This is a genomic window from Marvinbryantia formatexigens DSM 14469 (assembly GCF_025148285.1).
Classification (GTDB): domain Bacteria; phylum Bacillota; class Clostridia; order Lachnospirales; family Lachnospiraceae; genus Marvinbryantia; species Marvinbryantia formatexigens.
Map to the genome: position 1 here is coordinate 2,792,053 of NZ_CP102268.1, position 12,201 is coordinate 2,804,253.

Sequence of the window (12,201 nt, forward strand, 5' to 3'; positions counted from 1 at the left end):
CCTGCGAAGCACAAAGCCTTTTATCCGCTTATAAGCGGGCTCATACGGGCTGAGAGTTTTTGCCTCTGGCATCATACTATATCTTGACGGCGAACAACAGATGCTATACAATATCTTTGAAATAATTTTAGCAAAGTCAAAAAATAGTGTCAAGGTGAAAGGGGCGACCGATTATGACTAAAGTATATGTGTTTCTTGCGGACGGATTTGAGGAAATAGAGGGACTGACAGTGGTGGATGTGCTGCGCCGCGCGGGAGCGGAGGTGACGACCGTTTCTATCAGTGACACAAAAAATATATGCGGCTCCCACGCGATAAAGCTGGAGGCGGATGCGCTGTTTGCGGAGACGGATTTTTCGGATGCGGCGATCCTGGTGCTGCCGGGCGGGATGCCGGGCACAAAGTATCTCGGCGCGCATAAGGGGCTGACGGAGCTGCTCGTAAAAACAAATGAGGCGGGCGGCGGCATTGCGGCAATCTGCGCGGCGCCCAGCGTGCTGGGGGACCTGGGAATCCTGAAGGGAAAAAAGGCGGTCTGCTATCCGGGCTTTGAGGAGCGCCTCACCGGAGCGGATGTACAGACCTGCAGCGTTGTCACGGACGGCAATGTGACGACCAGCCGCGGCATGGGAACGGCGATCGATTTCGCGCTGGAGCTGGTAAAACGGCTTTTCGGGGCGGAAAAAGCGGAGAATCTGGCAAAATCAATTATCTATTGCAGGTAAGCTGAAAACGTATTCCCGGACAATCTATGCTTCCCTTACGGGAGCGCTTCTTGCCGGAGCGTTTTTGAGCGCCTGCGAGATTCCCTTCACAGAGGAAGCATATTTTGCCGGGGACATACCCGTGGATTTTTTGAAGCATCTGGAAAAATACGGCAAAGAGCTGTAGGAGAGATAGTAAGCAATTTCCGTAAAATTCATGTTTCCATCGCGGATGATGTCCTTTGCCCGCTGTATTTTCAGCTCGCTGAAATATTCCATAGCTCCGCAGCCCTTTTCATTGTGAAAGAGGGTCTGCAAAGAAGAGCGGCTTAGGGAAAACTTTTCGCAGATGGTGGAAAGAGTCAGCCGTTCGCAGATATGGAACTGCATATACTGAAGGATTGGCTCAAGCCGCTTTTTCCTGTTAGGGGAAGCGTCTTCAAAAAAGCCGGGGTGCCGCACGGGCGGCGTTGTCTGTACGGAGGAATGGCTCTGTATTATGTCCAGAAGAAACAGCTCCAGATAAATCAAGATTTTCTGCTGGGAACCGAAGGGTGCGTCTTTCTTAAGTTCTTAAGCTTCACCTGTTCAATGGAAGGAATGTGCAGGGGAGTGGAAAGGCAGTCCTTCGCTGCGTTGATCAGGCAGGAGATGAGTGTGCGCTCCTCCATCGTCAGTGTATAATGTTTCTTTTGCAGAAATTCCATAGCGGGGGAAGAGGTTTCAAAAGAAACGGCGATCAGATTCGGGGAAGAAGATCCCACGGATTGGATTGCATGAAATTCATTGGGCATGTGAAAAATCACATCCCCTTCATTTAAAAGGTGATGCTCCTCTGCGGATCTCACGAGGACGCTTCCCTTGTCTACGTATAAAAATTCCCAGAAATCATGGGATTCTCCGTGAAATACAAAATCCTTCATATATTCAAAATAATGAATCGTGATGATTGAATCAATCACGATCTGGCGCTCTAACGTTGTCTTAACATATGCCATAGCGTATATTTTCCCCTCCGATTATAGTTGTTCCGTCGCAGCTTCTCAGCTATGTTGTCCAGATGATACCACGGATCACTGCGCGCTTTGCGCTCCATCCGTGGCATTATTTTATCAAAAAATGGATGATAAGACAATAATAATGTATAAAAATGCAACAAATATGCCAAAAAAGAAGATATAATAAAAATAATAATTTTTTTCAGAATGTTTTGCTGGAAGTGTGCGTATGAAGAAGATTGAGACGAAAAATGTAAAAGTATATCTGGATGAGACGGCGCTGACCGTAACGATGGAAAGCGGCGGCGCTGTCTGGGCGTGGAGAAGGGACTATGTTCCCCGCATGATTTGCCGGGAGGGTGAATTTTGCTTCCGGGACGCCGTGCAGATATCGCACGAGGAGTACGCGACGGGTACGGGAGCGGGAATCCGGAGCTGTTTTTCCGGAATGAAAAAAGACGGTGTGGTTTTTCCGTATGAATTTGAAACTCTCATCCGGGTGGAGGAGACTACGGGCGAGGTTTATTTTGAGTGGATTCCTGTACGGGAAGAGGGACTTCACGTACAGAGGGTGTTCTGGCCCGGTGAGATGGAATTTGAGGAAGCGAAGGACGGGTGGTATACTCTGCTGAATTGCCGTCAGGGGCTTTTGGTTCCCAACACATGGCCTGTGGAGCTGCGCACTCCTGTTTTTGACGGGCAGTTCGGAACTGCGGGCGGCTATATGTCATGGTTCGGTCAGGTGAAGGACGGAGCGGGTTATATTGCCATTTGCGAAACCCCGTGGAACATGGGATATTTTGCAGAGCATCCTGCGAACGGTCCCTACACCCACGTCGGCTTCTGGCAGGAGCCGAGCATGGGAAAAATGGATTACCGCAGAACCGTCAAATATAAACTGCTGGAAAATTGCGACTACAACGATCTGTGTAAGGTGTACCGGAAATACGTGGACGAGCGCGGAATGCTGCGCACGCTGGAGGAAAAGGCGGTGAAGAACCGTTCCGTAAACGATCTGGCGGGCTGCGCTTTCGTGCACCTTGGCGTTAAGACGCACGTTCAGCCGGAATCAGAGCTTTATGACCCCGAAAATCCTGAAAAAAACAACCGCGTCGTTACCTTCAGACAGAGAGGCGAAGAAATGCGCGCGCTGCAAAGGCTGGGAGTCAGGAAGCTGTATCTGCATCTGGACGGCTGGGGAGAGGCGGGATACGACAACCGTCATCCGGATTATCCACCCGCATGTAAGGAAGCAGGCGGCTGGGAGGAAATGAAGGCTTTGGCGGATACCGTCCATGCGTGCGGATATCTGTTTGGAGTTCACGACCAGTACCGCGATTATTATCAGAATGCACCAAGCTTTGACGAAAATTTTGCCTGCCGTCTTCCCGACGGAACGATTCCCCGGCATCGGAGATGGGCCGGAGGCTCGCAGGCATATCTTTGCGCTACGCAGGCGCCTGGTTATGTGAAAAGAAATTTTTCGGAATTAAAGGAAATGGGGATAAAGCTGGACTGCGCTTATCTGGACGTCTTTACCTGCAACGAAGGGGACGAGTGCTGCAATCCGGAGCACCGCATGACGCGAAGGGACTGCTATGAGTTCAGAAACTGGTGTTTTGATTATCTGCTTTCGGAAGGAATCCTGTCCAGCTCCGAGGAGGTAAATGACTGGTCGGTTCCAAGTCTGGTGTTCTGTCATTATGCTCCGTATGATTTTATGCTGGAAGCGCCGGGAAGTCCGAAGCAGGGGATACCCGTGCCGCTGTACAATCTGGTGTACCACGACTGCGTGATTCAGCCGTGGATGATGGATAAAGTCAGCGAAGAAGAGGATTATATGCTGTACGCTCTTTTAAACGGCGGTGCGCCGTATCTGATCCGGGAAGCAGCGTATCCCGGAATCGATGGGGCGTTTTTGGCAGAGAAAAACGCTGCAGATATAAAAGAGACAATACAGCGGTGCAATACGGTCTCCGGACTGCATGAAAAAGTGGCAAAATGCGAGATGCTGCGGTATGAGATAGACAAAGAGAACCCCGGCATACATCGGAGCTTTTTCAGCGACGGCACCGTCGTCGAGGTGGATTTCAGAAAACAGACATATAACATAACAAATGCGTAAGAAATACATTTCCTGAATAAAAAATACATTTCCCGAAACGGAAGTGATACCAAAGCCAAAGAGGGCGGATATGCAGCAGGCGCATACCCGCTTTTTTGTATAAAAACTGGAGAACAAAGGTACGGACCACAAAGGAGCATTCTATGGTCCGTGCATCCGGAACACAACAAGAAAGGGAGGATACTATGAACAGAACAATTAAGGTTGCTCTTGCCGGACTGGGCAGCAGAGGAAAGGACACCTATGCCCGCGCTGCGAAGGCATTTCCGGACAAAATGCAGATCGTTGCGATCGCGGATGTCAATCCGCTAAAGGTGAAGATGGTCGCCGAAGAATACGGGATTCCGGAAAACTGCTGCTATGCAAGCGCAGAGGAGATGCTCGCAGAGCCGCGTCTGGCTGACGTAATGTTTATTACAACGCAGGACCGCCAGCATGTGCCTCAGGCGGTGGCGGCGCTTAGAAAGGGCTATCATCTTTTGCTGGAAAAACCGATTTCCCCGGAGCTTTCAGAATGCAGGGAGATTGTAAAAGTCGCGAAGGAATGTGACAGAAAAGTGGTGGTGTGCCATGTGCTGCGCTATACGCCCGTTTTCCGGAAGGTAAAGGAGATCCTGGATTCGGGAGTGCTGGGAGATATCGTGGATATAAATGCCTCCGAAAACGTAGGGTGGTTTCATATGGCTCACAGCTTTGTGCGGGGAAACTGGAGAAATTCCGAAGAATCCAGCCCCATGATCCTGCAAAAATGCTGTCACGACATGGATCTGTACCTGTGGCTGGCAAACAAGAAGTGCAAATCCCTTTCCTCCTTTGGAAGCACCTACCTGTTTAAGGAGGAAAAAGCCCCTGAGGGGTGCGCCGCGCGGTGTCTGGACGGCTGCCGGGTGAAGGAAAAATGTCCCTACGACGCGGAGGCAATCTATCTGGACAACGAATGGATCGGGGCAAGAACGGGACATGCGGGCTGGCCGCTGAATGTGCTGACGGAGACGCCAACGCCGGAATCGGTAGAGCAGGCGCTGAAAACGGGTCCCTATGGCAGATGCGTATATCACTGTGATAACAACGTGCCGGATCATCAGGTTGTGAACCTGAACATGACGGACGGCTCCACTATGAGCTTTTCCATGTGCGGATTTACCGCCGATTTTGCCCGTCACGCGCAGTTCTGCGGAACAAGGGGCGAGATGAAGGTGACGATGGGCTCGTGGGACGCTCAGGACGACGTCATTGAAGTAAGCCTGTACGGGACGAAGCTGCAGACGCAGACCATTTGGGCGTCCGAACTGGCGGACGATTTTTCCGGTCACGGCGGCGGAGATCTTGTTATGGTAGAGGAATTTTTAGATATCTTGCTTGGAAACCGGGAGGAAAGTCCCTCCATCACCTCTCTGGAGGCATCGGTGGAGAGTCACTACTGCGCTCTGGCGGCGGAGCAGTCAAGGCTGCAGGGCGGCGCGGTGATTGATCTGGACACCATACGCGGCGAAGCATAAGTTTTTCCGATAAAAAACGCTTATATGATATGGGATATGCTGCAGCGCCGTTTGCAGAGAGGGAGTGCGGCTGCAAAACGGCGGACGTCCCGTTTTCATATAAAGTAACCCGTAAACAGAAAACAAAAAAAGGAGAGGAAAACGATGAAAAACAAAACAAAAATTGCTGTTTTAGGTATGGCGATGGTTCTTGGCACAGGAATGATGGCAAGTGCGGACGACAAGGTTGAGCTTTCGTTCGGCATTTGGGATGAGAATCAAAGACCGGCAATGGAGGCTATGGTAGAGGCATATGAGCAGGAGCATGAAAATGTTTCGATCGAGATCCAGCTCACACCGTATAAGGGCGGAGAATACTGGACGAAGCTGGAGGCGTCGGCTGTAGGCGGCACCGCGCCGGACGTATTCTGGCTGAACGTGCTTCATATGGATGCGTATTATGAAGGCGGTATCCTTGCCGATCTGACGGATGCGATCGCAGGCTCCGACATTCCGGAGAATTTTCCGGAGGCGCTGGTAAACAACTATGTGCGCGACGGCAAAAATTATGCGGTTCCCAAAGACTTTGATACAAACGCGCTCTGGTATAACAAGGAAATGTTCGACAACGCGGGAGTGGCATATCCCACGGACGATATGACCTTTGAGGATCTGGTTGCTCTGGCTGAGGAACTGAAGGATAAACTTCCGGACGGCGTATATCCGTTTGCGTGCCCGGTGGATTTCCAGACATGGTACTATCAGACCATATATGCGAACGGCGGCTGGATTCTGAATGAAGACGCGACGGAAACCGGATACGGCGATGAGAAGACGCAGGAGGGTATCCAGTGCTGGATCGATATGATCGACGCAGGCTTATCTCCCAGCGCGGCTACGCTGTCCGAGACAGGCTCCGATGCGATGTTCGAGGGCGAGCAGATCGCGATGACGCTGGCGGGCTCCTACATGGTTCCGGAGTATGCGTCGAACGATACTATTAAGGATAAAATCGACTGCGTAGAGGTTCCGACCTTCAACGGCATTGAGGACAACTGCATCAACGGTCTTGGCTATGCCGTATACGAAGGCTCCAAGAACAAAGAGGCGGCAATCGAATTTGCGCTGTGGCTTGGCAGCGAAGAAGCGATGAAGATTCAGGGCGAAACCGGCGTCGTTATTTCCGCAAGAAACGACGCGCAGGAATATTTTGCACAGGCAAACGATCAGTACAATCTGGCTGCGTACACCAACCATTCCGATATAGCGTATCCGCTTCCGGTTTGCAGCAAAGCGGCGGAGCTGTACGATATAGAAGCGCAGTGGCTGACGAAAGCTTATACAGGAGAGATGAGCCTTGCAGATGCCTGCGCAGGGCTGAAGGAAGAGGCGGACGCTTTACTGGCAAAGTAAGGGATTGAACAGGTGATAGAATGGCTGAAAGAATAGCGAAAGCGAAGACACCCCGCAGGAGGGTGTCTTCGAGGAAAAAGAAAGACTGGATAGCTGCATATATACTGATCGCGCCGCTTGTCGTCGGCTTACTGGTATTTTATATCTGGCCCTTTATTCAGAATTTCTGGTTCAGTTTTAATGATGTGAACAAATTCAATGTAACTACATTTGCAGGACTTGATAACTACAAAGAGCTTATCTCTGACAAAGAGGTATGGAAGACCTTCGGGAATACCCTGAAGTATGTTGTAATAACGGTTCCGGTGGGGCTGATCCTGTCTATTTTCCTTGCGGCATTGATGAATACGAAAATCAAAGGAAAGTCCATTTACCGCACGCTGTATTTTCTCCCGTCCATTACCATGTCGGCGGCAGTCGCTATGGTATGGAAGTGGATGTACAATGAGCAGATGGGTATCCTCAACAGCGCAATCGAGGCGCTCGGCGGAGAAGGCCACGGCTGGCTGACAGATCCCAAAACGGCGCTGTACTGCATCATGATTGTAGGACTGTGGATGACGGTGGGATATAATATGATTATTCTTCTGGCAGGTATGCAGGGGATCAACAAGTCCTATTACGAGGCCGCCGCGATCGACGGGGCGGGAGCATGGGCGAAGTTTAAGAACATTACGGTGCCGCTGCTTACGCCGACCATATTTTTTGTCGCGGTCACTTCCACCATCAGCGGATTTCAGGTGTTTGATGTGGTGTACATGATGATCGGAAAAACGAATCCGGCGTATGAAAGCACGCAGACGATCGTTATGCTGTTTTACCGGACGGCGTTTGATTATGGTTACAAGGGGTATGCCGCAGCAATTTCGATTCTGATTTTTGTCGTTATCATGCTGGTGACGGTCGTACAGCTTATCGGACAGAAGAAGTGGGTAAATTATGATTAAGGAGGGCGAAGAGTATGAGAAGTAAAATAAAATGGCAGAATCTGATCGTACATCTGGTCCTTCTTTCCGGAGTGGTGGCTGTGGCGTTTCCATTTGTCTGGATGATCTTAACTTCATTTAAGACGACGGGCGAGGCGATGCGGATCCCGCCGACGATCTGGCCGGAGAAGTTTGTGACGGATGCATATAAAACGATCGTCACGGCGCTTCCGTTCGGACAGATTTATCTGAATACGATAGGCTCCACGGTGGTTACGACGGTGATACAGGTGCTTTTTTGCTCGATGGCGGCGTATGCGTTTGCAAGAATTGATTTTCCGTTTAAAAATGCCATCTTTGTGCTGATTCTTTCGGTGCTGATGGTTCCGGGACAGATTTTCCTGATCCCGCAGTATCAGATTATCCAGAAAATGGGGCTGCTGGACAGCTTCCCGGCGCTGGTCCTCCCGAACCTGTTCAGTGCGTTCGGAACGTTCCTTTTGCGGCAGTTTTTCATGTCGCTGCCAAAGGAGCTTGAGGAAGCGGCAATTATGGACGGCTGCGGGCGGTTCCGGATCTACTGGAAGATTATGATGCCGCTGGTAAAACCGGGCATCGTAACTCTTGTGATCTTTACTGTGAAGTTTGCGTGGAACGATTTTATGTGGCCGCTGATCGTAAATACATCTCCGTCCAAGATGATCCTCGGACCCGCCCTGTCAACACTGCAGGGCCAGTACACGACGGAATATCCGATGCAGATGGCTGGAGCGGTTCTTGCCGTGCTGCCTCTGGTGGTGCTTTTCTTCATCTTCCAGAAGCAGTTCATCGAAGGCGTGGCGCAGTCCGGCATCAAGGGCTGACAGACTTTCGGAAACCCGGACGTCGGAATATCTTTTGACAGTGGTACGATATAAAAGAGGCTATATGTAAAAATACATGCGGAGCGGATTTATAAATTCCTTCCGCATGTATTTTATTACTGCGGGCAACGAGACAGGCGGAAATCGCTTATCACAAAAAAATACAGAATTTACTTATCGTGATTGTTTATCATAAAAAAAATACTAGCCTTTTTCGAAAATATGTGTTATTATCATACAATGACTGTGAATATGGGAACGTGCACCCATTTCAATCGAATGAATGTATGTTAAGGAGGAACTATCCAAGATGAGTCTGAAAGTGGAGAACTTAGAGCACAATATGGTAAAACTTACCATTGAAGCGAGCGCAGAAGAATTTGAAAAGGCAATGCAGAGCGCATATTTAAAAAACAAAGGAAGAATCAATATGCCGGGATTCCGTAAGGGCAAAGCGCCGCGCCAGTTGATTGAAAAAATGTACGGCGCAGGTATTTTCTATGAGGATGCGGCAAACGAAGTGATTCCGGCTGCATATGACAGAGAAGTGGCAGAGTGCGACCTGGAGCTGGTATCCCGGCCGAAAATTGAGATAACACAGATTGAAGAAGGAAAGCCGTTTATCTTCACTGCAGAGGTAGCGGTAAAACCGGAGGTAACACTTGGCGAATACAAGGGTCTGGAGGTGCCGAAGTCTGACACAGCTGTTTCTGATGAGGAAATCCAGGCAGAGGTAGATAAAGAGCGCGAGAAAAATTCCAGAATGATTGATGTGGACGACCGTGCAGTTGCAGACGGCGACAGCATCAAGCTGGATTTCGACGGCTCTGTGGACGGCGTTCCGTTTGAGGGCGGCAAGGCGGAAAATTACGATCTTACCATCGGCAGCGGCAGCTTTATTCCGGGCTTTGAGGAGCAGCTTGTCGGCGCGGAGCTTGGTAAGGAGCTGGACGTAAACGTTACCTTCCCGGAGGATTACCATGCAAAAGAGCTGGCTGGCAAGGCGGCGGTATTTAAATGCAAAGTAAACGAAATCAAGGTGAAGGAGCTTCCGGAGGCGGACGATGATTTCGCACAGGATGTTTCCGAGTTTGACACGCTGGCAGAGTACCAGGAAGATATCAGAAAGAAACTGACAGAGAAGAAAGAAACGGAAGCAAAGAATGCAAAGGAAACGGCGGCTCTGGAGAAGGCTGTGGAGAATGCGCAGATGGATATTCCGGAAGCTATGATCGACAACCAGGTAAGACAGATGGCGGATGATTTCGCAAGAAGAATCCAGTCCCAGGGAATTTCTCTGGAGCAGTATCTGCAGTTTACCGGCATGACGGCTGACAAGCTGCTGGAGCAGATGCGTCCGGAAGCAGAAAAGCGCATCAAAAATACGCTTGTGCTGGAAGCAATCGCGAAAGCGGAGGGCATCGAGGCAGGCGATGACAAGGTAGAGGAAGAAATCAAAAAGATGGCAGAGATGTATAAGATGGAAGCGGAGAATGTGAAGAACATGCTCGGCGAGCAGGGCGTGGAGCAGATCAGACACGACCTTGCCATCCAGGAGGCGGTAAACCTCCTCAGAGACTCTGCGGCAGAGGTTTAAAGTGCATCATAGTATGAAAAAGGAGGCAGGACTATGAGTTTTGTACCTTATGTTATTGAGCAGACCAGCAGAGGCGAGCGCTCCTACGATATTTACTCCAGACTGCTGAAGGACCGCATCATTTTCCTCGGCGAGGAAGTGACGGACGTCAGCGCAAATCTGATCGTAGCGCAGCTTCTGTTCCTGGAGTCGGAAGACCCGGCGAAGGATATCCAGCTTTATATCAACAGTCCGGGCGGTTCCGTCAGCGCGGGCTGGGCAATATATGATACCATGCAGTATATCAAATGTGATGTTTCCACGATCTGCATGGGCATGGCGGCGAGCATGGGAGCTTTCCTGCTTGCCGGCGGTGCAAAAGGAAAGCGCTTTGCGCTTCCGAATGCGCAGATTATGATTCACCAGCCGTCCGGCGGAGCCAAGGGACAGGCGAGTGATATCAAGATTGTGGCGGAAGAGATTTTAAAGAGCAGAAAGCGCCTGAATGAGTATCTGGCAGCGAACACCGGACAGCCGATCGACGTGATCGAGGCGGATACCGAGCGCGATAATTATATGACTGCCGAGGAAGCGAAGGCATACGGTCTGATTGACGCAGTAATCGCGAACAGACAGTAATAGAAAGACTCCTGCAGCGGGCTGCCGGGTGGCAGCCTGTGGGAGTCTTATTGTTATATTCGTGTTTTTGAGGTTCTGAAGTTATGTTTTTCACGCAGGTGTGAAACACATGATTTCTGGGGCCGGGTATCATAATAAATTGTGACATTTTATGAGGTGGAATATATGGCGGGAAGATTAGGGGAACCGAAAGTAAGATGCTCTTTTTGTAATAAGAGCGAAGACCAGGTGAGAAAATTAATTGCAGGGCCGGGCGGCGTCTTTATCTGCGACGACTGCGTGGAAATCTGCAGTGAAATTATAGAGGAAGAGCTTGCGGAGGAATATGCGCAGGAAGGAACGGAAGAAATCAATCTGCTGAAGCCGGAGGAGATCAAGGCGGTGCTGGACGATTACGTGATCGGGCAGGACAACGCGAAAAAAGCGCTGGCGGTGGCGGTTTACAATCATTATAAAAGAATACTGGCGGGCAAGGACCTGGGCGTGGAGCTGCAGAAAAGCAACATTCTGATGCTCGGACCGACCGGCTCCGGCAAGACCTATCTGGCACAGACGCTGGCGCGTCTTCTGAATGTGCCGTTTGCGATCGCGGATGCGACGACGCTGACGGAAGCCGGATACGTGGGCGAGGACGTGGAAAACATTCTGCTGAAGATTATCCAGGCTGCCGATTACGATATTGAGCGTGCACAGCACGGCATTATTTACATTGATGAAATCGATAAAATCACCCGGAAATCGGAGAATGCGTCCATTACCAGGGATGTTTCCGGAGAGGGCGTGCAGCAGGCGCTGCTGAAGATTCTGGAGGGAACGATAGCGAGCGTTCCGCCGCAGGGCGGAAGAAAGCACCCGCAGCAGGAGCTGATTCAGATTGACACGACAGATATCCTGTTTATCTGCGGCGGTGCGTTTGAAGGCATTGATAAAATCATAGAGACAAGAATGAACACGAAAACCATCGGCTTTGGGCGCACGCTTTCTGACAAGGCGCAGAAGAATGTGGGAGAGGTCCTGAAAGAGGTGGTTCCGCAGGATTTTGTAAAATACGGTATGATTCCGGAGTTTATCGGACGTGTGCCAGTCGTTGTTTCGCTGGATGCGCTGGATGAGGAGGCGCTGGTGCGTATCCTTAAGGAGCCGAAAAACTCCATCATCAAGCAGTACAAGAAGCTCTTTGAGCTGGATGGCGTCAAGCTTGACTTTGAGGACGACGCGGTCGATGCGATCGCGAAGCTTTCGATGGAGAGAAAGACAGGCGCGCGCGGTCTGCGTGCGGTGATGGAGCGTTCCATGCAGGAGCTGATGTACACGATTCCGTCCGATGAGACGATCACGGAGTGCACGATTACCAAAGAACTTGTGGAAGGCAAGGGAGAACCGAAGCTGATTCACAGTGAGGAAAGACTGATTCCGGTATACAATACGAAGAAGAAGGTAGTGATGACGCCGGAATCTGCCTGATGCAGGAGCAGAAAG

The 12,201-nt window shown here is 50.5% G+C and carries 11 protein-coding genes; 9 read left to right on the forward strand and 2 right to left on the reverse strand.

Annotated elements, in window-relative coordinates:
• Positions 1 to 173 precede the first annotated feature (173 nt).
• Positions 174 to 725: a DJ-1 family glyoxalase III gene (locus NQ534_RS13115; RefSeq protein WP_006864148.1), complete on the forward strand. Its 552-nt coding sequence runs from the start codon at positions 174 to 176 to the stop codon at positions 723 to 725.
• 24 nt (positions 726 to 749) lie between these two features.
• On the opposite strand, the gene NQ534_RS13120 is transcribed toward NQ534_RS13115, so the two are convergent.
• Together NQ534_RS13120 and NQ534_RS13125 are read right to left on the reverse strand one after the other, a co-directional pair.
• Entirely contained in the window at positions 750 to 1,235 is a 486-nt protein-coding gene (locus NQ534_RS13120) for a helix-turn-helix transcriptional regulator (RefSeq protein WP_006864149.1), read from the reverse strand.
• Positions 1,232 to 1,702 (reverse strand): cupin domain-containing protein, encoded by a 471-nt coding sequence (locus tag NQ534_RS13125; protein ID WP_006864150.1) that lies wholly within the window; start codon positions 1,700 to 1,702, stop codon positions 1,232 to 1,234. The genes NQ534_RS13120 and NQ534_RS13125 overlap by 4 nt, the downstream gene beginning before the upstream one ends.
• 229 nt (positions 1,703 to 1,931) lie before the next feature.
• On the opposite strand from NQ534_RS13125, the gene NQ534_RS13130 reads away from it, so the two are divergent.
• The 8 genes from NQ534_RS13130 (at position 1,932) to clpX (ending at position 12,186) form a co-directional block, all read left to right on the forward strand.
• On the forward strand, positions 1,932 to 3,827 hold the full coding sequence (locus NQ534_RS13130; RefSeq protein ID WP_006864152.1) for a DUF5696 domain-containing protein: 1,896 nt from the start codon (positions 1,932 to 1,934) through the stop codon (positions 3,825 to 3,827).
• Positions 3,828 to 4,012: 185 nt separating this feature from the next.
• Complete coding sequence (locus tag NQ534_RS13135) at positions 4,013 to 5,326, forward strand: Gfo/Idh/MocA family protein (RefSeq protein WP_040785190.1); 1,314 nt, start codon at positions 4,013 to 4,015, stop codon at positions 5,324 to 5,326.
• 144 nt (positions 5,327 to 5,470) lie between these two features.
• On the forward strand, positions 5,471 to 6,718 hold the full coding sequence (locus NQ534_RS13140) for an ABC transporter substrate-binding protein (RefSeq protein ID WP_006864154.1): 1,248 nt from the start codon (positions 5,471 to 5,473) through the stop codon (positions 6,716 to 6,718).
• 20 nt (positions 6,719 to 6,738) lie between these two features.
• A complete protein-coding gene (locus NQ534_RS13145; protein ID WP_006864155.1) occupies positions 6,739 to 7,665 on the forward strand; it encodes a carbohydrate ABC transporter permease in 927 nt (308 codons plus the stop codon).
• A 14-nt stretch (positions 7,666 to 7,679) separates the two neighbouring features.
• Positions 7,680 to 8,507: a carbohydrate ABC transporter permease gene (locus NQ534_RS13150; protein WP_006864156.1), complete on the forward strand. Its 828-nt coding sequence runs from the start codon at positions 7,680 to 7,682 to the stop codon at positions 8,505 to 8,507.
• A 310-nt stretch (positions 8,508 to 8,817) separates the two neighbouring features.
• On the forward strand, positions 8,818 to 10,104 hold the full coding sequence (tig, locus tag NQ534_RS13155; RefSeq protein ID WP_040785193.1) for a trigger factor: 1,287 nt from the start codon (positions 8,818 to 8,820) through the stop codon (positions 10,102 to 10,104).
• A 33-nt stretch (positions 10,105 to 10,137) separates the two neighbouring features.
• Positions 10,138 to 10,722: an ATP-dependent Clp endopeptidase proteolytic subunit ClpP gene (gene clpP, locus NQ534_RS13160; protein WP_006864159.1), complete on the forward strand. Its 585-nt coding sequence runs from the start codon at positions 10,138 to 10,140 to the stop codon at positions 10,720 to 10,722.
• Positions 10,723 to 10,887: 165 nt separating this feature from the next.
• The gene (gene clpX, locus NQ534_RS13165) at positions 10,888 to 12,186 is read left to right on the forward strand and encodes an ATP-dependent Clp protease ATP-binding subunit ClpX (RefSeq protein ID WP_006864160.1); all 1,299 of its coding nucleotides are present in this window, start codon (positions 10,888 to 10,890) and stop codon (positions 12,184 to 12,186) included.
• Positions 12,187 to 12,201 lie beyond the last annotated feature (15 nt).

What these genes read in the sequence shown, in the direction of transcription:
- NQ534_RS13115 (WP_006864148.1), top strand. Translation starts at nt 174, where the DNA reads ATGACTAAAGTATATGTGTTTCTTGCGGACGGATTTGAGGAAATAGAG.
- NQ534_RS13125 (WP_006864150.1), bottom strand. Translation starts at nt 1,702, where the DNA reads ATGGCATATGTTAAGACAACGTTAGAGCGCCAGATCGTGATTGATTCA.
- NQ534_RS13130 (WP_006864152.1), top strand. Translation starts at nt 1,932, where the DNA reads ATGAAGAAGATTGAGACGAAAAATGTAAAAGTATATCTGGATGAGACG.
- NQ534_RS13135 (WP_040785190.1), top strand. Translation starts at nt 4,013, where the DNA reads ATGAACAGAACAATTAAGGTTGCTCTTGCCGGACTGGGCAGCAGAGGA.
- NQ534_RS13140 (WP_006864154.1), top strand. Translation starts at nt 5,471, where the DNA reads ATGAAAAACAAAACAAAAATTGCTGTTTTAGGTATGGCGATGGTTCTT.
- NQ534_RS13145 (WP_006864155.1), top strand. Translation starts at nt 6,739, where the DNA reads ATGGCTGAAAGAATAGCGAAAGCGAAGACACCCCGCAGGAGGGTGTCT.
- NQ534_RS13150 (WP_006864156.1), top strand. Translation starts at nt 7,680, where the DNA reads ATGAGAAGTAAAATAAAATGGCAGAATCTGATCGTACATCTGGTCCTT.
- tig (WP_040785193.1), top strand. Translation starts at nt 8,818, where the DNA reads ATGAGTCTGAAAGTGGAGAACTTAGAGCACAATATGGTAAAACTTACC.
- clpP (WP_006864159.1), top strand. Translation starts at nt 10,138, where the DNA reads ATGAGTTTTGTACCTTATGTTATTGAGCAGACCAGCAGAGGCGAGCGC.
- clpX (WP_006864160.1), top strand. Translation starts at nt 10,888, where the DNA reads ATGGCGGGAAGATTAGGGGAACCGAAAGTAAGATGCTCTTTTTGTAAT.